The organism is Enterococcus sp. DIV2402, assembly GCF_017426705.2.
GTDB lineage: Bacteria > Bacillota > Bacilli > Lactobacillales > Enterococcaceae > Enterococcus_F > Enterococcus_F lowellii.
In genome coordinates this window covers 1,919,028-1,939,237 of sequence record NZ_CP147251.1, presented here as the reverse complement: position 1 = coordinate 1,939,237, position 20,210 = coordinate 1,919,028, and the positions used below count along the sequence as shown (strand labels likewise).

Here is a 20,210-nt window from a genome sequence, read left to right as displayed (position 1 = left end):
ACACTTGTTGTTATTTTACCTTGAAACCCCCATTTTCGCCAAATGAAATAGTAAAAATTCACGAAAAGAACGACAATTTAACACGATTGGCATAAAAAGAACCTTATGTTCTGATTTCCATCAAAACATAAGGTATTTATTTTATTTATTTGCTAACCAAGTTGCTACTTCAGCTAAGGCTGCTGGAATACCTTCTGGATTTTTACCACCAGCTTGAGCCATATCTGGGCGTCCACCACCGCCACCGCCTACTTTTGGAGCGATTGCTTTGATTAAATCACCAGCTTTTAGACCTTTTTCCAACCCATCTGGATTAACTGCAGCTAATAAGTTTACTTTTTCGTTAGCAACAGTTGCTAGAACCAATACTTCTGAAGTGGCTTTTTGCTTCCACTGATCGGCTAATTGGCGTAATTGATTCATGTCTTTTACATTCACTTGAGCAGCAATATACGTCAAGCCATTGCTTTCTTTTACGTCTTTGAAAATATCACCAGCTTGTTGATTGGCTAATTTACTTGCTAATGCTTCATTTTCTTTTTGTACTTCACGTAATTGTGTTTGCAATTGTTCTACACGAGAAACCGTTTCTTTCAATTGTGGTGCTTTCACAATTTGCGCAATTCCACGTAAACGTAGTTCTTCCTGATGCAACAATTCATAAGCTTCTTTGCTTGTTACAGCTTCAATACGACGTACACCTGCACCAATCCCTGACTCAGAAACGATTTTGAAAATACCAATATCTTCTGTATTAATTACGTGATTTCCACCACACAATTCAATTGACCAATCAGCGATATTTACTACACGCACATCATGTCCATATTTTTCACCAAACAATGCCATAGCACCCATTGATTTTGCAGTATCAATATCTGTTTCAACGGTCACAACAGGTAATGCAGCCCAGATTTTTTCATTCACAATTTGTTCCATTTGTTGCAATTCTTCGGTTGTTACTTGACCAAAATGAGTAAAGTCAAAACGTAAATGTCCTGGAGTTACTAATGACCCTGCTTGGTTTGCATGTGAACCGAGAATTTCTTTTAACGCTTTATGCAACAAGTGAGTTGCTGTATGGTTTTTAATGATACGATTATGACGTGCCACATCTACGACTAATGAATAGTTTACACCTTCTGTAATCGCTTCTTTTATTTCTACATGATGTAAAAATTGGCCATTTGGTGCTTTTTTCACATTTTCTACAGTAGCAACCAATGTTCCATGTTCATCTAAAATAGAACCAGTATCCGCAATTTGTCCACCCATTTCTGCATAGAATGGTGTTTCAGCAAAAATTAATTGTGCTTGACCAGCAGATGTTTCAGAAACTAAACTATCTTCTTGAACAATCACCAACAATTGACTTTCTGCTTGTAAACGTTCATAACCAACATAGTTACTATCCACTTTAATATCTGTTAATAAAGCAGATTGTTCGCCCATTGAAAGCTCATTGCTACGAGCTGCACGGGCACGTTCGCGTTGTGCATTCATTTCTTTTTCAAAACCTGCATGGTCGACTTTCAAACCAGCTTCTTCAGCTACTTCTTCAGTTAATTCTACTGGGAAACCGTACGTATCATATAATTTGAAGATGTCTTTTCCGTTCAATGTATCCATGTCATCTGCTTTCACTTGAGCGATAACTTGATCTAAAATAGCTAGACCTTCATTAATTGTTTCATGGAAACGTTCTTCTTCTGTACGAATAACTTTCTCAATGAATGCTTGTTTTTCTAAAACTTCTGGATAATAGCTTTCCATAATTTCACCGACAACTGGTACCAATTTATATAAGAACGAATCTTGAATTTGTAATTTTTGTCCATGCATAACTGCGCGACGTAATAAACGACGTAAAACGTACCCACGTCCTTCATTTGAAGGTAATGCACCATCACCAATCGCAAATGATAAGGCACGAATATGGTCCGCAATTACTTTAAATGACACATCAGTTACTGGATTTTCGCCATATTTCACTGCGCCACTGATTTCTTCAATAGCATGAATAATCGGTAAGAATAAATCTGTTTCAAAATTGGTTGGTGCACCTTGAATAATTGAAACCATCCGTTCTAAACCCATACCCGTATCAATATTTTTATGAGGTAATGGCTCATATGTGTCATCTGGTTTATGGTTAAATTCTGAAAAGACCAAATTCCAGATTTCCAAATAACGCTCATTTTCGCCACCAGGATAATTTTCTGGGTCATCTGCTGCTAAGTCGTTAAACTCTTCGCCACGATCATAGAAAATCTCACTATCTGGACCACTTGGACCAGCTCCAATATCCCAGAAATTATCTTCCACTTCAACAACATGGTCTGCTGACAAGCCAACTTCTTCTAGCCAAATGCGTTTTGCTTCTGTATCTTTTGGATAAACCGTTACATATAATTTTTCAGGGTCGAAACCAATCCATTCTGGTGATGTTAAAAATTCCCATGCCCAGTGAATAGCTTCTTTTTTGAAATAATCACCGATTGAAAAGTTTCCCAACATTTCAAACATGGTATGGTGACGAGCGGTGCGTCCCACATTTTCAATATCGTTCGTACGAATTGATTTTTGTGCATTTGTGATTCGGGGATTTTCAGGAACAATTGATCCATCAAAATATTTCTTTAGCGTTGCCACCCCTGAGTTAATCCATAATAAAGTTGGATCGTCTACAGGAACAAGTGATGCACTTGGTTCTACTGAATGTCCTTTTGATTTGAAGAAATCTAAAAACATTTGACGTACTTCTGCACTAGTTAATTGTTTCATCTTTTTTCTCTCCTTATCTCTTTGAAGCAAACAAAAAGACACCTTGCAAGACAAGGACGTTTACACGCGGTACCACCTTGTTTGCAATGATGTCATATCATTACCTCTTAAACTCGATAACGCTGAGTTGCGTTGATATTTCTATCAATTCATCTAAAGGGAGCAACCACAAGTAGCCTTACTTTTCTCTCAGCTATGAAAAGTTTTCTGTGAAGTGCGTAGCTTATGACCATATCCTTCTCCTCACAAAGTATATGCAAACTTTCTGAAAAAGTCAATTATATTTTATTGGTGTGCGATGACAATCACTTTACGATATAAAAAGTCACACGGGTCTAAGATTTCATCTTCAGCTAAAATTTTTCGTGAGCGATAATACGAAGATAAGGGTAGTTTATCAAGTAGTGAAATCCCCACATCTTTTTGCTTTTCTAATTTCAAACGATTGGAATCTGTAATTTCCCATCGCGTGCGACTTACATCAAAAAATAAACCAAACATGTTTTCTTGATGCATTTTTTTCGTGACTTGTTTACCATAGTAATTAACTTTTTCGTCTAATTCCATTCCCCAGCGAAATAATTTACGTGTTCCTGCGCCAACAGCATATTCCCATTGATTTTCATCAAGCAGGTCAAACATCTGTTGATGGAGATACTGGCGCAGTGTCGTTAATGTACAAGTTTGATGACGATAAATACGATAAGTTTCATCAGTAGGATTTAATAAGGCATAAAATGAATCTTTTTCAAAGATTTGTGTTGGTAACTGCCACATTAAACTCTCTTCAAAATTAGTCGGCTGTTTGAAATGTTGGCGCAATTTTTCTTCAATCGGTGTGAATTCTTCCACCAAGCCTTGAAATTCACCAGTGATGGTATCCAATTGCCCGATAAATTTTGTTCCAGCAGGTAGCGCATCTTTTTGAACGAGCATTGGTGATATCGAAACCTTTCTTAACGCACTAGTTGATTCATTAACAAAAATATCCCAATCTTCAGCGTTTTCCAATCCATAATTTTGTACAATCGTTTTAAAATGCGAATCAGGTTGCTCTACTTTGGTATCCCATACAGTTACAGGCAAGCCTTGTATTCCTGAATCCCAGCCTAAAATAACTTCTTTACTTCCAGGAACCAAAACAAAACGTTCACCATCAATTGAACATTCAAAGGTACCACACTTCACTCCTGCTAATTCAAATTCTTTGTATTCCACATCAGAGATTCGTTTTAATGGACTTACAAAATACATAAGTACTTGATTAATCACTTGATTTTTGACTTCGATGGATAAATTTTTCCAATTACTCCACTCTAAGGCTTCAAAGAGATGCACATTCTTCTCCCCTTTTCCAATCCATATTTGTTACAATCAGTATAGCACTAAATGAAAGCAGGTGACTAGAATGAACCAAGGTTTGCCTCCATTTTATGATGAACATACCGAAATTTTAATTGTTGGTAGTGCGCCCAGTCAGCAATCTTTGGTAGCGCAACAATATTATGCCAACAAAGGAAATCAATTTTGGCGTGTGCTTTTCCAGGCGCTTGGTGTCCATGATCCTCAAAAATATACCGAGCGATTGCGCATATTAAAAGCGTATGGAATAGGTTTATGGGATGTATATGGCAGTTTTCATCGGACAGGTAGTATGGACCATCAATTCCAAGAAACCACTATAAATGATTTTTCATCCCTATTGGCTGATGCGCCGATTAAGAAAATTATTGCTAATGGCAAAAAAGCGGCTGAAGAAATTCAAATTCACCGCTTGTTCACTGACTTAACCGTCATAAATTGCCTATCTACCAGTGGCGCAAATAATGGCCGAATGACTGAACGTCTATCTGAATGGCAACAGGCCCTTTCAATCAACTTTGCCTTGTATTATGGCAGTGATGCTTGGTTACAAGCAGCATCTTTCCATTTACGTTATCAAGTCTTCGTTGAAGAACAAAACATTCCTCCTCACTGGGAGTTTGATGAAATTGATGCGCAACAACCAAATTATTTTGTTTTATTTGAACGTACTATTCCTGTTGCGACCATTCGTTATCAAGCTTATTCGCACGATACGATTCAACCGGACCGTTTTTGTGTTGCCAAAACACATCGCAAGCGCGGGCTTGGTAAACAATTGCTGCAACGTTTTGAAGAACAAGCGCTGAAAGACGGCTATCACTATGCGCTTCTATCCGCCGAAACAACAGCGATTGCTTTTTATGAAAAATTAGCGTATCAACGCATATCTGAACCATTTGAAGAAGATGGTATCTTATGTGTGACTATGCGAAAACGATTAACTAAATAAAAAATCGGCTATGCACGATGCATAACCGATTTTTTATTTAGTTATTTGAGCTTTTTTTATTTTTTCTAGCAGTACGTGTTTGTTGGCGACGCTCAATTTTACGTTTTGCTTTATTACTCTTATCAATTTCCCATTGGATTTTCTTCTTATATCCAGGTTTGATTTTTTTCTTTTTCTTCTTCACTAATCCGATTAATGTTGGATCAAGTTCGTCACGGCTTTTTTCACGTTTTTTACGACGGTTACGATCATAAGTATCCACGATTTCACCTTGTTTAATTTCTTTAGGTTTAAACGTTACTCCTAACGCTTCAATTTCAGTGATAGCTTGTTCATCACTTGGCTCATACAAAGTAATCGCCGTTCCAGAAAGTTGATTACGCCCTGTACGCCCAACACGATGGATAAAGAAATCTAAATCTTCTGGTACTTCTGCATTAATTACATGTGATACGCCTTCAATATCAATTCCACGTGCAGCTAAATCAGTTGCTACGACATATTGATATTCCAAATTTTGTACTTGGCGCATCACTCGTTTGCGTTCACGAGGTGTAATATCTCCATGGATTTTCGCCACTCGTAATCCTTGTTCACGTAAATATTCTGTAATTTCATCAACACGCGTTTTTGTATTTGCAAATACGATGGCCAAATACGGATGACCCGTTGTTAACAAGTCATAAATTAAAGCATTGGTATTTTTTCCTTTGGTTGAAATTAACCAGTTGTCAATTGTTTCAGAAATAACTGCTTGCGGGCGAATTTCTTCAATTAATGGATTTTCCATATATTTTTTTAAGAATGGGCGTAGTTTTTCAGGAATCGTCGCTGAAAAGACTAACATTTGTAGTTTATCCGGCAAACGTCCAGCGATTTGATCAACTTCTGCTAAGAAGCCCATATCTAATGTCATATCTGCTTCATCAACAACAAATGCCAATGCTGTATGAACCGATAAAGCTTGTTCATTCATCATATCTAAAATACGTCCAGGCGTTCCGATAACCACATGTGGTTGTTGGTTTTTTAAACGATCTAACTGACGCTGTTTGTCTGTTCCGCCAACAAAATTGGTCACTCGAATTTCGGGTATTGAAAATTGAGCAATTTGTTTAGCCGCTTGATAAATTTGTGTTGCTAATTCACGACTTGGCGCTGTAATTACTATTTGAACTTCATCTTTTGAAGGATCAATTTTATCCATTAAAGGAAGTAAAAACGTATGCGTTTTTCCGCTTCCTGTTTGTGATTGTCCAACAACACTTTTTCCTTTTTTAATAACAGGAATTAATTTTTCCTGTACTTCGGTTGGCTCCGAGAATTTTTTATCCTCTAAAGCTTGATAAATAAATGGCTGAAATGCAAATCGTTTGAATGACATTTTAGCACCTTCTTTCCTTTTAGAATCTTTCAAAGTATAGCATATTGCTTTGGATAATCCTATGCTGATCTCTTTTTAATCGTACTAATAATATGTGTGTGGCTAATTTTTTCGTAGAATAGTCGACGATTTTTTCTAATAATCGCCCAACTAATATTAATAACAAACATTGCTTGAATAGCAAAAATCATTAAAGACAATAGCACAGAAACTACGATTTGAAAATAATCATCGCTTTGAATTCCTGGAACTAATGCTAAACTAATGCGACTCAAGGCAAAATATATCATATAAAGTAAACCATATCGCTGAAATAAGGCTTTGAATGAAAGCCTTGTCGTATCGTCACCAATTACACGAATTCGAACAATCTTTTTACCCAGTGTTTGCCCATTTGTTAGATATGGTAAACAGATAAAATAAAGAAAAATTTGGACAAAATAAACAATTAAATTGTTGTCTAACGTAATCGTATAATCATTTGTAAATAGACGTAAAACAATCGTGATGAGCGTCGTTAAAAATCCTATAAAAAGCCAATCAATTCCCCACGCAACACCTCGGCGAATATACGTAACTTCGGTTCCTTTTGCGTAAGAACGCCCATCGATTTCTTCTCTAGTTGGCAATAAGAAAGTGAAAATCGGTGTAATGAAATAACCTAATATGCCACCAAGAGTATTGTGCAACAAGTCGTTGACATCAAACAATCGATAGGAACGAGGATAAATAAAATACAAACCTGTTAATTGCGTCAATTCAAAAAATAAGGACAGACAAAACGTTAATAGTACCGTTTGTTTGAATGATTTTTTAAAGTAATAACGCAAATAAATTCCAAAAGGCAAAGTTAGCAATACATTAAAGACCGGTTCCAAAAAAACCGATTGTTTCATAGCTGCTAGATACGTTTGTGGACGGTGAATGTCTAATACCGTCTCTTTTAAAAAATTTTGTACAGATGCTCCTAAAGTCAACTCCATTGATGGGCCTGTTAATTTAGCAACTTCCTCAATGGATGGTAACGGTAATATCACTAAAAAATAAGCACAAAGTAAATAAAAAATAAATGAATATAAAATAAGAGCACGTGATACAACAAAACGACCGTAACGGCGATATTGAATGATAAAGAAAATTGCAGAAATAGCTAGTGCTAAAAATGGAAAGACTAGCACGGCAATCTTAATGGGTTCGATATATACAGATATAGCTTCCACCTCAATTCTTTATACTTTTTTTTCGTAAATATTTTTCAAACAATTTATTTTGCAGTATCATAGGATTAGGAGGTGTTCTCTATGTTAAATAGTTTTTTTGCTTTTGGTGTCCCTATCTTTCTTTTAATCTTATACATTGGGTTTGCCATTTTTAGAAAAAACTCGCAGATACCCTATCTTGAATTTGCATTATTCATCATTGCGTCTTTTCTAACTGTGTTTAGTTTCCAAGTAATTCAACAAGCATTTACTGAGCTACAAACAACTTCTCAAAAAGTTATTGAGCAAACATATGGCTATCCTTTATATTTATTGGCAATCCCTATTGCATTAGGATTATTGTTAATCTTTTTAAATGCTTATCGAGGTTACCAACATATCAAAGATTTTCGTCTACGTACAAAATAATTTATTTCATGAAAAAGCAGGATAAATGGCTAGTTAATTAAGCAATTCATCCTGCTTTTTGTTATACATCAATAAATTCGTAGTAGTGTGCATTAATTTTACTCGGTTGGTCTACATGAGCTAAAATATCCAAATCCAAACGCACATAATTTTCATGTACTATGGAATATAAATTATCTTCCATCGCTTCTTCAATATAAGGTAATAATTCTTCTTCGTCCCCTTGTCTTTCTTCACAGAGCCCTTCAACTTGTTCAAAAATACGTGCGTCACTTAAAACGAAATATTCCCCATTATACTTGTAAACGGCCACGTGATAATTGCGTGTTTCGAGTTTTGCTGAGATAACAAAAAAGCATTCTTTAACATTCGTAATCACTTTAGATAATTCTTTTGGTTTTAAACTATGCTGAAAAAACATTTGCTCGTCGCGCCCCCTTCTCTTTCATTATAAGAAAACTCCTAAAAAATGGAAAATATACGCACAAAAGATTAAAATTGTCTAAATATTCCATTCTTGATAAAACTCTGTTAAAAAGTCTTCCATAAATTTCTTCCGTCGATTCGCTTCTTTTTTTCCAGCTTGCGTGTTCATCTTTTCTGGTAATAAAAATAATTTCTCATAAAAATGATTAATCACCGTTGTTCCTTTACGATAATCTACTTTTGAAGTAAATACTTGCGGGGGCAATTCCGGATTATGAATAGGATGATTATGTCCGCCACCATAGTAGGCAGTACGCAAGATTCCAATTGCACCTAATGCTTCTAAGCGATCCGCATCTTGTACGATTTGCCCTTCCAAAGACAGGAGTTGTTTTCCCGATTCTACTTCTTTTGAAAAGGATAGATTTTGAATAATGGCTAAAATTTCTTGAACCCTTGCTGATGAAAAATCAATTGATAGCAGAAATTGGGTTAATTCATCAATTTCTCGGGCAACATCTACAACCACTTTATCATCAATCACATCATGTAAATAAGCACTACTTAATACTACTTCCCGATTGACAGCTAACTTGTCTTGTTCAATGATAAAATCAGCAAGATGTGCTACTCGTTGAACATGTAAAAAATCATGTCCTGTTTGTTCATGTGCCAGTTTTTCTTTTGTATAGGTAATAACTTGTGACAATCGTTTCATAATCTATCCTTTCGTAAAAATGAGGCGGTAACATAAATAAAGACAAGGAAAAACTATTCGAACTATATAAAATAAGAGGCGCGTAAATTTGCGACAACAACCTGTCGGATTGCAGAAACAATCTCTATATAGTTTGAATAGTTTATTTATGTCACAACCTCACGTTCTATTCGTTGACTTGATAAACAGTATAATAAATTGTCCGTAAATAATCTAATAAGTAGGTTGGATTTAACGGCTCATTTGTAGCTTCTAAAATTAATTGATTTGGTTTTTTAGACGCACCAAAACGATGAATATGCTCTGTTAACCAATTTTTAATAGGCGTGTAGTCCTCAGAAGCTAATACTTGATCAACATCTAGCTCTTTTTGCATCGCATGATACAATTGCGCCGCATACATGTAACCTAATGCATACGACGGGAAGTAACCAAAACTACCGCCAGACCAATGCACGTCTTGCAAAATACCTTCCAAGTCATTTTCTGGACGAATTCCCAAATATTCTTCGTATTTATCATTCCAAATTTGTGGCAATTCATCAACTGAAACATTATCATTAAAAATCATTTTTTCTATTTCATAACGAATAATAATATGCAACACATAGGTCAAACTATCTGCTTCAATTCGAATTAAACTAGCTTGAGTTCGTTTTAACGCTTTATAAAATTCGTCAAATGAAATATCATCAAATGTTCCTTCTGCACATTCTTGGAAATAGGGATATTGTTTTTGCCAAAAAGCCTGATTACTTCCAATAATGATTTCGTTAAACAAGGATTGAGATTCATGAATCCCCATCGAAGCACCTTCATGTACAGGGGTATATTCAAATTTTTCATCAATATTTTGTTCATACATCCCATGACCTGCTTCATGAATCACTCCGAAAATCCCCATCGAAAAATCATGTTCATTCCAACGAGTCGTTAATCGTACATCACGATGATTAATTCCCGTAGCAAACGGATGAATCGTATTATCTAAACGACCGCGGTCCATATCGTAACCCAGTTCTTGAATTACTTTACTAATAAACTTACGTTGTTGTGCTTCAGGCATCTTACGCGCAAGAAAATCAACACGAGGTTCTTGCCCATTTTCTAATAACGTTTGACGAATTTGAATAATTCCATCACGAACTTCAGCAAACACTTGATCTAAAATGGCAGTCGTCATGTTAGGTTCATACTGATTTAACAAAACATCATAGGCTGTTTTTTCCTCTTTTTGCCAATAAGGAATGAGTGCCTTCGTTAAACGAATATTTTCTGCTAGAGCATCACGAAATAGCTTAAAATCTTTCTGTGCACGGGACTTTTGCCAAGCACTATGCGCTTTTGACGTTGCCCGTGAATATTCAGTCATCAATTCATTAGGAACAGCATGATTTAGCTCATATTCTTCCTTCACTACTTGGAATGCAGCAGCACCCACTTCTGATAATTCTTCTGGATGATTGTCAAAATAAGTAATCGCTTCTGCTATTTTTGGTCCGACTTTTTTTTCAAAATATTGACCATATAAATAACTTGTCACCTCACTACGATAATCATTGGCATTATCAGGCATCCCTGTTTGTGAATCCCACTCTAAAATCGCTAAAGCTTGCTGTAACAAATCAATTTCTTTTAATTCTTGTAAAAATTCCTGTTCCTGCATGACATAAGCTCCTTTTATTCCTCAATTCTTGGTTTTCTTGGAGGTCTTGTTCCCCAATATTGGAATAAGTCCGTTCTTAACGCACCGTTATATAGCTTACGTTTTTTGGTTGCTTTCTCACCATAGAATTCTTCAAACAATAAATCACTTGTTAAAATATATTTGCTCCATGTTTTTAAAGGTCGGAAAACTTCACCCATCTCTTTGTATAATTGACGGACGCTCTCTTCTTCACCTAGACGTTCACCATAAGGCGGATTGGCTAAGATAACGCCATATTCTTTTTCTGTTTTAAAATCTTTCAAAGCTTGTTGTTTGAAAGTAATTGAATCACCTAAACCGATTTCTTCAGCGTTAGCACGAGCGATGTCAATCATTCGACCATTAATGTCCGTTCCCATAATATCTAATTCAACGTCATAGTCTGCTGCTGCATCTGCTTCAGCTCGCACCTTCTCAAAAGTTTCTGCTGGGAACCAATCCCATGCTTCACAAGCAAATTCACGATTAAACCCTGGCGCAATGTTATGTCCAATAAGTGCTGCCTCAATACAAATCGTTCCTGAACCACATACAGGATCAACAAATGGACGATCCGTATGCCAATTAGTCAATTGAACTAAAGCTGCTGCCATATTTTCTTTTAGCGGTGCTCCCCCTTTTTCCAAACGGTATCCTCGTTTAAATAAACTAGGACCTGTTGTATCTAAGGTCACCATCACATGGTCTTTTAATAAAGCAACTTCTAATTTAAACAAAGCGCCTGTTTCAGCCAATGGCACACTAGCAGGACGATGATAATATTCACGCAAACGATTAACGATTGCTTTTTTTGTAATAGCTTGACAATCCGGCGTACTATATAATTTTGACTTGATTGATTTTCCAGCAACTGGGAACTCCGCATCCAATGGTAGATAGTCTTCCCATGGCAAAGCTTTTACTTTTTCAAATAATTCATCAAAACTATAGGCATCAAATTCGCCAACAACAATTTTAATACGATCAGCTGTGCGCAACCATAAATTAGCCTTAGCAATCGTTTCCACTGTGCCTTTGAAACGAGCCCGGCCATTTTCAACTTGACATTCAATCCCTAAGTTACGTAACTCTTTTCCAACTAATGCTTCTAAACCACTTGCCGCTGTAGCTACTAGCTCAAAGGTTTTTTCTTTCATAATCTACTCCTTGTAATTTCGTTTGTTATTTTCATAATTTTTTCATAAATAGTGATAAAAAAAACCTCCCATATGGAAGGATTCCCTGATTAACTGTGATTTTCTATAAGCCATGTTTTGTCCAATTATTTTACAGGGAGCAAAATAATTTGGATAATCATCTATCTGCAATAAAAATTGCCTCATTGTCCCGTTCATTTCCGTTACAAAAAGCGCCCCTACCATTGTTTGGGTTGCTCGCTCGAGGGGTTTACCGCGTTCCACCAACAAAGTTTCCCTTGTTGCTTCGTCACTGTGGCACTTTCAAGGATACTTGGGCATAGCAAAAAGCCTTAGCCGTTTTTTCCTGCCGTTACTCTAATTATAAAGTACCCTAGCTTATGGTTTCGCTAGGCACGAACACTACAAGCATCGCAGCTTGTGCGAGCATGGACTTTCCTCAGCTTGATCTAACTCAAACCGCGATTATCTGAAAATCACAGAGTTTATGACTGTTTTAATTAAAATTGACGTGTTTTCTCTAAATCGTCGTCATCATTTTTTGTTTGTGTATAGTTTTCATTGACTACTTTAGTTGTCGCAACAACTGGGATTTCTTGATCTAATTTTTTACCAAACACTTCTTTTTCAAGATTTGATAAACGTTTTAGAATATCAAAATTAGTTACAGTTTGGCTTTTTGGTGCTTCGGTCTGCGTACGTGTTGCTTTAATTTCTTGTGTCTTACTTAATTGTGCGATTTTTGCATGTAAACGATCATTTTCCTCTTGTAATGCTAAAATCTCTTGATTGTATGTTTCATAATCTTTGATGATACCATCTAAAAATTCATCCACTTCAACAGGATCATACCCACGCATTTTCGTTTTGAATTCTTGTTGTAAAATATCTGTTGGACTGTATGTTAAATCTGCCATATTTACACCTCATTAATTTAGATTCCGCTAGTTTTAGCTCTTCTTTTCTATTCTATCCAAAAAACCCGAATAAATCAAACACTATCGTCTTCAAAAAAAGTGTTTTGTAAATCATCCATAGTAACTTGATGAATGATAAAGGCATTTTCAGTAGCATATTCTTGTGCTTCTTTTAATAAAAACTGCGTCTTGCCAGGATATTCATCATCGTACACTAGGATTAGCCCGCCTGCATGGGTTAATAAAAAGTGTGAATGATTTTTTAATTGTCCTGGATGTTGGTACGGGTGGTGACTAACGGCATTGACATAGTTTGCTTGCGTCTTTAATTCAGTTAACACTTGCTGATTCGTTTCATTCCAATTGTTTCCAAATTCTTCAAAAGGAAAAATAATTCCTAGTTTTAATTCCGAATATTCTTTTTGCAATTCAATCACGACTTGCCCTGCCCAAACCTCAACACCTAAATTCCCACCAATCAAAATCCACTCTAAACCTTCTTCAATATATTGTTGAATCGTTGTTTTTAGAACTTTCTTAATAACTTTAATTTTTGGGTCTTTCTCTTGAAAAACGCCCAATTCAAAGCTTCGATAACCGGAAACAACCATTGTTTGCATTCTTTTCACACACTTCCCTTTTCTTTCTTTTTCTCTTTTTGGTATAATGTGCCCTAGGAGTGTGAATATTATGGTTTTTCGATACCCCAATGGCCATCCTATATCCTATGATGGAACGATGAAACAAAAAATGCAAGCAAAAGAAAAAACAACCAATTTTGCAAATCGTGGCATGCGATTTGAAGAAGCTATCAATGTAAGTAATGACTATTATCTCAATCGTGGACAAGCTGTTATTCATAAAAAACCTACCCCTGTTCAAATTGTTCACGTAGATTATCCTCGTCGAAGCGCTGCTGTAATTAAAGAAGCGTACTTTAAAGAAGCCTCTACGACAGATTATAATGGCGTTTATCAAGGATATTATCTTGATTTTGAAGCGAAAGAAACGAAAAATAAAACCTCGTTTCCGTTAAAAAATTTCCACGAGCATCAGATTATTCATATGAGAAATTGTTTGAAACAAAATGGCATTTGTTTTGTATTATTATGGTTCTCAACGCTAGAACGTTGTTTTTTTCTTGATAGTCAGCATCTTATTCATTATTGGGATTCGCAACATACAGCAAAGAAATCATTATCTCTTTCATTAATTGAAGAAATTGGGATTGAAATTCAACCAAGAATTGCCCCGCGTATCCCATATCTAGAAGCTGTAAACCACTATTTACAAGAAAAGGAGAAAAATTAGTTATGGCAAATAAACAAAATTCCCGCGCTTCACGCCATAGTACCAAGGCACCTAAATCTAGCAAGCAGAAAACACCCAAGAAAAAGAAATCATTTGGTTCTATTTTCTTAAAAGTAATCATAGGACTGGTCTTTCTTGCTTGCATTGGTATTTTATCAGGTATGGGACTATTTTGGTATTATGCTAAAGATGCACCAGAATTAACAGATGCAGAACTTGAATCCGCCAATTCCATCCAATTCTTTGCTGCAAACGGCGAAGCATTTCAGGATTTTGGAATTGAACGACGTGAAACAATTTCTGCAACCGAAATCCCTAAAAAATTAGAAGACGCCATTGTTTCAGTGGAAGACCGTCGTTTTTATAATCATATTGGTGTTGACCCTGTTCGTATTATCGGTTCAGCTGTTTCCAATTTGATTAATGGTGGGAAACAAGGTGGGAGTACTTTAACCCAACAATTGATTAAGCTATCTTACTTCTCAACAAAAGTAGAGGATCAAAATTTACGCCGAAAAGCACAAGAAGCTTGGATGGCAGTTCAATTAGAACAAGAAAAATCAAAGCAAGAAATTTTAACGTATTATATCAACAAAGTGTATATGTCTAACGGTGTCTATGGAATGGAAACAGCTTCTGAAATCTTCTATGGTAAACCTTTAGACGAACTTTCAACTGCACAAACTGCTTTGATTGCTGGTATGCCAAATGCACCAAACTATTACGATCCCTATGTCAATCCAGAAGCTGCGAAACAACGACGTGACACCGTCTTAATGACTATGTTAGATAATGAAAAACTCTCTCAACAAGAATACGATGAAGCAGTCGCAACACCAATCGATGATGGATTACAAGAACTTACAGAATCAGAAAATGATTGGCGTTATTATGATAATTATTTAAAAGAAGTCTTGGCTGAAGTCGAAGAAAAAGTCGGTAAAGACAGTATGCAAAATGGTTTAGATATTTATACAAATATTGATTTACCTGCGCAAAAACGTTTATTTGATATTGTTAACAGCGATCAATACGTTCAATACCCTGATGATGAAATGCAAGTAGCCGCTACTCTAATTGATGCAGAAACTGGCAAAGTAACTGCACAACTTGGCGGTCGTAATGTTGAAGAAGGTGTCGTTTGGGGATCCAACTATGCAGTAAATACTGGACGTGATTTTGGCTCAACTGTCAAACCACTCGTTGATTACGGTCCTGCTTTTGAATATTTAGATTATTCAACAGGAAAAACAATTGTTGATGAGCCTTACAAATATGAAGGTACCGACATCAGTATTAACAACTGGGATAATCAATATATGGGTACGATGACCTTGCGAAAAGCCTTAGCTTTGTCACGTAACGTTCCAGCTGCAAAACTTTTCGCAGAAGTCGGTACAGAAAATATTGAAAAATTCCTTGAAGGTTTAGGCATTCAATATGATACTTTAGAACAATCTAATGCGATTTCTAGTAATACAAGTGTTCAAGAAGGGACAAAATACGGTGTATCCAGTCTTAAGATGGCTGCCGCATATGCTGCTTTTGCTAACGGTGGTACGTATTATGAACCACAATATGTAAATAAAATTGTTTATCAAGATGGCACAGAAGAAGTTGATGCCTTCCATCCAGAAGGCTCACAAGCAATGAAAGACACGACTGCCTATATGATTACTGACATTCTAAAAGATGTTATTACAGATGGCACAGGCACAAATGCTGCGATTTCTGGTTTATATCAGGCTGGGAAAACAGGAACTTCAAACTATACAGATAGCGAGATTGCTCAAGTAGGACCAGTGAACTCACCTTCTCCAGACATTAGTTTTGTTGGTTACACACCGCATTATTCTTTAGCTGTTTGGACTGGTTATGAAGATAAATTAACACCCGTCACTAGCGAATCATCCCAAGTTGCCACAGATGTGTATCGTAACTTAATGCAATTTGTTTCAGCATCAATAGAAAATAAAGATTGGGAAATGCCGGATGGTTTAGTGAGAGTTGGGAATGAACTCTATCTAAAAGATGCCATAGAAAGTCAGACAACACCGTCTTCAGTTAAAACAACGCCATCTTCTAAAGAAGTGATTGAAACCACTCAATCAGAAGAACCTAAGCCAACAACTGAAAGCTCTAAGAAAACTGAGTCAAGTTCTACGTCTGAATCAACGATCGAATCAACCGTTGAATCTGTTCCGGAAACGTCGTCTTCTGTGATTGAAACGGTACCTGAAACAGAACCTACTGAAAGTAGTACACCAGTCGAAACGACGCCTTCTGAAACGACTCCAGAACCTGAGTCAAGTGTACCGATACCGTCTTCAGAAGAACCACCTGTATCATCAGTACCAGTCGAAACAACACCACCTGTTACCTCGACACCTACAGAAACACCCGGAACAAGTCAATAGAAAAAAGACTTAACTATTTACCTCTTGTTAGAGAAATAGTTAAGTCTTTTATTTTTTCTTCATTCGTGTTTTACCTTCTCGACACATATCTAATAACGGACACACTTCACATTTCGGAGCTCGTGCTGTACAGTGGTAGCGTCCAAAGAAAATCATGGTATGGTGTGTTTTTACCCATAACTCCTTTGGTACTTTTTTCATTAAAGTTGCTTCTACTTCTAAAACATTCGCATCTAATTTACAAATGCGTAAACGCTTCGCAATTCTCTCCACATGCGTATCTACTGCAAATGCTGGAATCCCAAACGCTTCTCCCAAAACTACATTTGCCGTTTTTCGTCCAACGCCGGGTAAGCTTACTAATTCTTCTCGTGTCTGAGGTACCTGACCATCGAAACGCTCTAAAATTTGTTCAGCACATGCTTTAATATTCTTAGCTTTCATACGATATAATCCTATCGTACGAATTTTATCAATAATCTCATCAATTGATGCTGCGGCTAATGCTTCAGGAGTTGGGAATGCTTCAAATAATGCTGGAGTTGCTTTATTAACGGAAACATCGGTTGCTTGCGCACTCAAAGCGACCGCAATAACTAATTGAAAAGGTGTTTCGTAATTTAACTCACAATGCGCATCAGGAAACATTTCGTACATTTTATTTAATGCAATCATCGTTTTCTCTTTGCTAATCATGTCTATTCCTCTTCTAGCCAATTATGCATAGATACACGAGGTAATTGTCGTGCAGCTGTTGGCGTTTCTTTTTGTAGCATCTGTCTTTTACGACGTTTTTGTTCTTCTTCGACTTGCATTTTCGAAGTAATATTTTTCCGTTCCCATGAAAGTAAAATACGATCAATATAATTTAAGCTGTACGCTTGATTCAAAACAGCTTCTTTTAACGCCAATTGAATCAATTCAGGATGATAACGATCTTCTTCAATCCATTGGCCAATTCGTTGATATTCAATAGGTGACAACGCACGCCCGAATTCTGATTCAAACATTTGATAAACAGACTGCACTTGCTTCTCAAATGTTTGTGTTTCAACCTCTTGCTTTTGCTGTTTTTGTAAAAGTTCAAGTTTTTCAAAAATAACATTAAACTCATAATAATCATTCATTCTACCATTCAAATCTTTTTTCGAATCAATGACTAATAATTTTTTTTGCACTAATTGATTTAACAAAAGATACAACTCGTTTTGTGAATACCCCATATTAGCTGCAATAGGTGCTAAATCAGGAAAAACATCCCCTGCTTCGTGATAACGATATAATTGAACCCATAACAGAAATTCATCGTTAGACATCCCTAATCGACGATAATTATCCACTAGCAGATTGGACAAAGTCGTTTGTCCATTATTTAAATATTCTTGTAATGAAAGCATATAAAATCCCTTCTTTTAATAAGTTATCATATAAAAAAGCTGTCTCTAAAAAATAGAAACAGCTCCATGTCCTTAAGCTTCAGTCACAGAAGCAATAATTTCGATCTCTACTAATACATCTTTTGGAAGACGTGCTACTTCAACTGCTGAACGAGCAGGTAATGCTTCATTAAATAAAGTGCTATATACTTCATTAAATGCCACGAAGTCATCCATGTTTTTTAAAAAGCAAGTTGTTTTCACAATATGATCGGCAGTAATTCCTGCTTCTTCTAAAATTGCTGAAATATTTTTTAGTACTTGAGTTGTTTGTTCTTGAATTGTTGTACCCACAACCTCACCATTTTCTGGATTCAATGGTACTTGACCAGATGCAAATAAAAATCCATTAGCAATACGACCTTGAACATATGGGCCAATTGCTTGAGGTGCTTTGTTCGTTTGAATAATACGCATATTTAATTATTTCCTCCTTTTTGACAATCAGGACACAATCCATAAACTTCTAAACGATGTGAACTAATTGTATAACCAGTCAATTGTTGAGCAGCCATCTCAACGTCTTCAAGTCCTGGATAATGAAAATCTGCAATTTTTCCGCATTGTTTGCAAATAGCATGATAATGAGGATCTGTATGAAAATCAAAACGACTAGAAGCGTCACCATAATTCATTTCTTTAACAAAGCCGATTTCTGTAAATAATCGTAAATTATTATAAACAGTTGCAACACTCATACCAGGAAATTTCACAGCAATTGCTTGATAAATATCTTCAGCAGTTGGATGAGTTTTGGCATTTGCTAAAAATTCTAAAATGGCGATCCGTTGTGGTGTGATGCGAATATTTTCTTCTTTTAAATGGTTCAATGCATCATCAAAAGTCGTCACAGGATTCCCTCCATTCTTCTATCTTTTTTTATCATACTATGACTTTCTCTTTTTTTCTAGCAATTTATATCAAAAAAACCTATTCTTGCGCCAACAAGAATAGGTTTCTTTTTTTATCTAACAATTAAGCTTCATCAAACTGATATAATGCCGTTGATAAGTACCGTTCGCCATTATCAGGAACAATCGCTAAAACTTTTTTGCCTGCTCCTAGTGCTTGAGCGACACGTAATGCCGCATTGATAGCGGCTCCTGATGAAATTCCGACAAGAATACCTTCTTTCACGCCAACTTCACGAGCGGTTGCCATGGCATCATCACTTGAAACTGCCAAAACCTCATCAAATATTTCCACATCTAAAACAGCAGGTACAAAACCTGTCCCGATTCCTTGAATTTTATGTGGCCCTGGCTGGTTTCCACTCAAAATTGCTGATTCCGCTGGTTCAACGCCATAAATTTTAATTTCTTGATACGCATCTTTTAATGCACGACCTGCTCCTGTAATTGTTCCTCCTGTCCCAATTCCAGCAACAAAAGCATCTAATCCTTGTTCGCCAAATGCTTGAATAATTTCTTTACCAGTAGTTGCTTCGTGAATAGCTGGATTTGCTGGATTATCAAATTGTAATGGCATGAAATAGCCATTTTCAGCTGCTAATTCTTTCGCTTTGTTAATAGATCCAGAAATACCTTCTGTACCTGGAGTAAGAATTAATTCTGCTCCATATGCTTGCATTAGTTTACGTCGTTCAATACTCATTGTTTCTGGCATCACTAACACCACACGATACCCTTTGGCCGCTCCAATCATTGCTAAACCAATACCTGTATTACCAGACGTTGGTTCGATAATTGTATCGCCAGCTTTTAGAAGACCATCTTTTTCTGCTTGCTCAATCATACTTAAAGAAATACGATCTTTGACACTGCTACCTGGGTTAAATGATTCCAGCTTCACATAAATATCCGCTGCTCCTTCAGGTACAATATTATTTAATTTTACGATAGGGGTATTGCCAACAAGTTCTGTAATCGATTGATAAATCTCACTCATTTCGACTCTCCTCCTTTATTTATAACTCATTGTAGCGAATTCATGACTTGATAGCAAATTCTTTTAAGAACAATAAAAATACAAATCATCAATTTATCGATAGTGATAGCTAGCATCTATCAT

Annotated in this window: 19 protein-coding genes and 1 other RNA gene; 4 read left to right on the top strand and 16 right to left on the bottom strand. The window is 36.2% G+C overall.

The genetic code is table 11. The annotated features are described in order from the left end of the window. Positions 1–141 precede the first annotated feature (141 nt). Complete coding sequence (gene alaS, locus DOK78_RS09370; RefSeq protein WP_207940607.1) at positions 142–2,784, bottom strand: alanine--tRNA ligase; 2,643 nt, start codon at positions 2,782–2,784, stop codon at positions 142–144. Between the two features lie 285 nt (positions 2,785–3,069). Beyond that, positions 3,070–4,122, bottom strand: coding sequence for a DUF7278 family profilin-like fold-containing protein (locus tag DOK78_RS09365; protein WP_207940608.1), 1,053 nt, complete (start codon positions 4,120–4,122; stop codon positions 3,070–3,072). A 70-nt stretch (positions 4,123–4,192) separates the two neighbouring features. Between DOK78_RS09365 and DOK78_RS09360 the strand changes: the two genes are divergently transcribed. Next, a complete protein-coding gene (locus tag DOK78_RS09360) occupies positions 4,193–5,098 on the top strand; it encodes a DNA-deoxyinosine glycosylase (RefSeq protein ID WP_339076095.1) in 906 nt (301 codons plus the stop codon). A 37-nt stretch (positions 5,099–5,135) separates the two neighbouring features. On the opposite strand, the gene DOK78_RS09355 is transcribed toward DOK78_RS09360, so the two are convergent. After that, positions 5,136–6,482 carry a DEAD/DEAH box helicase gene (locus tag DOK78_RS09355; RefSeq protein ID WP_207940609.1) on the bottom strand — a complete coding sequence of 449 codons (1,347 nt, stop codon included), beginning with the start codon at positions 6,480–6,482 and terminating at the stop codon, positions 5,136–5,138. Between the two features lie 59 nt (positions 6,483–6,541). Continuing rightward, on the bottom strand, positions 6,542–7,693 hold the full coding sequence (locus tag DOK78_RS09350; protein ID WP_207940660.1) for a VanZ family protein: 1,152 nt from the start codon (positions 7,691–7,693) through the stop codon (positions 6,542–6,544). A gap of 90 nt (positions 7,694–7,783) precedes the next feature. Here DOK78_RS09350 and DOK78_RS09345 point away from each other — a divergent pair, with 90 nt between their 5' ends. Beyond that, the gene (locus tag DOK78_RS09345) at positions 7,784–8,110 is read left to right on the top strand and encodes a hypothetical protein (RefSeq protein WP_207940610.1); all 327 of its coding nucleotides are present in this window, start codon (positions 7,784–7,786) and stop codon (positions 8,108–8,110) included. A gap of 61 nt (positions 8,111–8,171) precedes the next feature. On the opposite strand, the gene DOK78_RS09340 is transcribed toward DOK78_RS09345, so the two are convergent. From DOK78_RS09340 to DOK78_RS09310, 7 genes are all read right to left on the bottom strand, one after another. After that, the gene (locus DOK78_RS09340) at positions 8,172–8,531 is read right to left on the bottom strand and encodes a hypothetical protein (protein WP_207940611.1); all 360 of its coding nucleotides are present in this window, start codon (positions 8,529–8,531) and stop codon (positions 8,172–8,174) included. 81 nt (positions 8,532–8,612) lie between these two features. Beyond that, entirely contained in the window at positions 8,613–9,254 is a 642-nt protein-coding gene (locus tag DOK78_RS09335) for an HD domain-containing protein (RefSeq protein WP_207940612.1), read from the bottom strand. Positions 9,255–9,420: 166 nt separating this feature from the next. Further along, positions 9,421–10,920 (bottom strand): carboxypeptidase M32, encoded by a 1,500-nt coding sequence (locus tag DOK78_RS09330; RefSeq protein WP_207940613.1) that lies wholly within the window; start codon positions 10,918–10,920, stop codon positions 9,421–9,423. A 14-nt stretch (positions 10,921–10,934) separates the two neighbouring features. Continuing rightward, positions 10,935–12,098: a THUMP domain-containing class I SAM-dependent RNA methyltransferase gene (locus DOK78_RS09325; protein WP_243430447.1), complete on the bottom strand. Its 1,164-nt coding sequence runs from the start codon at positions 12,096–12,098 to the stop codon at positions 10,935–10,937. A 101-nt stretch (positions 12,099–12,199) separates the two neighbouring features. After that, positions 12,200–12,575, bottom strand: an RNA gene (gene rnpB / locus DOK78_RS09320) — RNase P RNA component class B. Positions 12,576–12,598: 23 nt separating this feature from the next. Continuing rightward, positions 12,599–13,015 (bottom strand): cell division regulator GpsB, encoded by a 417-nt coding sequence (gene gpsB, locus DOK78_RS09315; protein WP_207940614.1) that lies wholly within the window; start codon positions 13,013–13,015, stop codon positions 12,599–12,601. A 74-nt stretch (positions 13,016–13,089) separates the two neighbouring features. Then, positions 13,090–13,635 carry an SLOG family protein gene (locus tag DOK78_RS09310; RefSeq protein WP_207940662.1) on the bottom strand — a complete coding sequence of 182 codons (546 nt, stop codon included), beginning with the start codon at positions 13,633–13,635 and terminating at the stop codon, positions 13,090–13,092. Positions 13,636–13,705: 70 nt separating this feature from the next. Between DOK78_RS09310 and recU the strand changes: the two genes are divergently transcribed. After that, positions 13,706–14,326 carry a Holliday junction resolvase RecU gene (gene recU, locus DOK78_RS09305; RefSeq protein ID WP_207940615.1) on the top strand — a complete coding sequence of 207 codons (621 nt, stop codon included), beginning with the start codon at positions 13,706–13,708 and terminating at the stop codon, positions 14,324–14,326. Between the two features lie 2 nt (positions 14,327–14,328). Continuing rightward, on the top strand, positions 14,329–16,743 hold the full coding sequence (locus DOK78_RS09300) for a PBP1A family penicillin-binding protein (protein WP_207940616.1): 2,415 nt from the start codon (positions 14,329–14,331) through the stop codon (positions 16,741–16,743). A gap of 48 nt (positions 16,744–16,791) precedes the next feature. Here DOK78_RS09300 and nth read toward each other — a convergent pair whose 3' ends face one another. The 5 genes from nth to cysK form a co-directional block, all read right to left on the bottom strand. Further along, a complete protein-coding gene (gene nth / locus DOK78_RS09295; RefSeq protein ID WP_207940617.1) occupies positions 16,792–17,439 on the bottom strand; it encodes an endonuclease III in 648 nt (215 codons plus the stop codon). A gap of 2 nt (positions 17,440–17,441) precedes the next feature. Continuing rightward, positions 17,442–18,140, bottom strand: a complete 699-nt coding sequence (locus DOK78_RS09290) for a DnaD domain protein (RefSeq protein ID WP_207940618.1) — start codon at positions 18,138–18,140, stop codon at positions 17,442–17,444. 72 nt (positions 18,141–18,212) lie between these two features. Further along, positions 18,213–18,596 carry a RidA family protein gene (locus DOK78_RS09285; protein WP_207940619.1) on the bottom strand — a complete coding sequence of 128 codons (384 nt, stop codon included), beginning with the start codon at positions 18,594–18,596 and terminating at the stop codon, positions 18,213–18,215. Positions 18,597–18,598: 2 nt separating this feature from the next. Continuing rightward, on the bottom strand, positions 18,599–19,030 hold the full coding sequence (locus DOK78_RS09280) for a transcriptional repressor (protein WP_207940620.1): 432 nt from the start codon (positions 19,028–19,030) through the stop codon (positions 18,599–18,601). Positions 19,031–19,154: 124 nt separating this feature from the next. Then, positions 19,155–20,087, bottom strand: coding sequence for a cysteine synthase A (cysK, locus tag DOK78_RS09275; RefSeq protein ID WP_207940621.1), 933 nt, complete (start codon positions 20,085–20,087; stop codon positions 19,155–19,157). Between the last annotated feature and the right edge of the window lie 123 nt (positions 20,088–20,210).

Bases quoted from the DNA above. Each gene is read 5' to 3' on its own strand.
- alaS (WP_207940607.1), bottom strand. From the start codon at position 2,784: ATGAAACAATTAACTAGTGCAGAAGTACGTCAAATGTTTTTAGATTTC.
- DOK78_RS09360 (WP_339076095.1), top strand. From the start codon at position 4,193: ATGAACCAAGGTTTGCCTCCATTTTATGATGAACATACCGAAATTTTA.
- DOK78_RS09355 (WP_207940609.1), bottom strand. From the start codon at position 6,482: ATGTCATTCAAACGATTTGCATTTCAGCCATTTATTTATCAAGCTTTA.
- DOK78_RS09345 (WP_207940610.1), top strand. From the start codon at position 7,784: ATGTTAAATAGTTTTTTTGCTTTTGGTGTCCCTATCTTTCTTTTAATC.
- DOK78_RS09340 (WP_207940611.1), bottom strand. From the start codon at position 8,531: ATGTTTTTTCAGCATAGTTTAAAACCAAAAGAATTATCTAAAGTGATT.
- DOK78_RS09335 (WP_207940612.1), bottom strand. From the start codon at position 9,254: ATGAAACGATTGTCACAAGTTATTACCTATACAAAAGAAAAACTGGCA.
- DOK78_RS09330 (WP_207940613.1), bottom strand. From the start codon at position 10,920: ATGCAGGAACAGGAATTTTTACAAGAATTAAAAGAAATTGATTTGTTA.
- DOK78_RS09325 (WP_243430447.1), bottom strand. From the start codon at position 12,098: ATGAAAGAAAAAACCTTTGAGCTAGTAGCTACAGCGGCAAGTGGTTTA.
- gpsB (WP_207940614.1), bottom strand. From the start codon at position 13,015: ATGGCAGATTTAACATACAGTCCAACAGATATTTTACAACAAGAATTC.
- DOK78_RS09310 (WP_207940662.1), bottom strand. From the start codon at position 13,635: ATGCAAACAATGGTTGTTTCCGGTTATCGAAGCTTTGAATTGGGCGTT.
- recU (WP_207940615.1), top strand. From the start codon at position 13,706: ATGGTTTTTCGATACCCCAATGGCCATCCTATATCCTATGATGGAACG.
- DOK78_RS09300 (WP_207940616.1), top strand. From the start codon at position 14,329: ATGGCAAATAAACAAAATTCCCGCGCTTCACGCCATAGTACCAAGGCA.
- nth (WP_207940617.1), bottom strand. From the start codon at position 17,439: ATGATTAGCAAAGAGAAAACGATGATTGCATTAAATAAAATGTACGAA.
- DOK78_RS09290 (WP_207940618.1), bottom strand. From the start codon at position 18,140: ATGCTTTCATTACAAGAATATTTAAATAATGGACAAACGACTTTGTCC.
- DOK78_RS09285 (WP_207940619.1), bottom strand. From the start codon at position 18,596: ATGCGTATTATTCAAACGAACAAAGCACCTCAAGCAATTGGCCCATAT.
- cysK (WP_207940621.1), bottom strand. From the start codon at position 20,087: ATGAGTGAGATTTATCAATCGATTACAGAACTTGTTGGCAATACCCCT.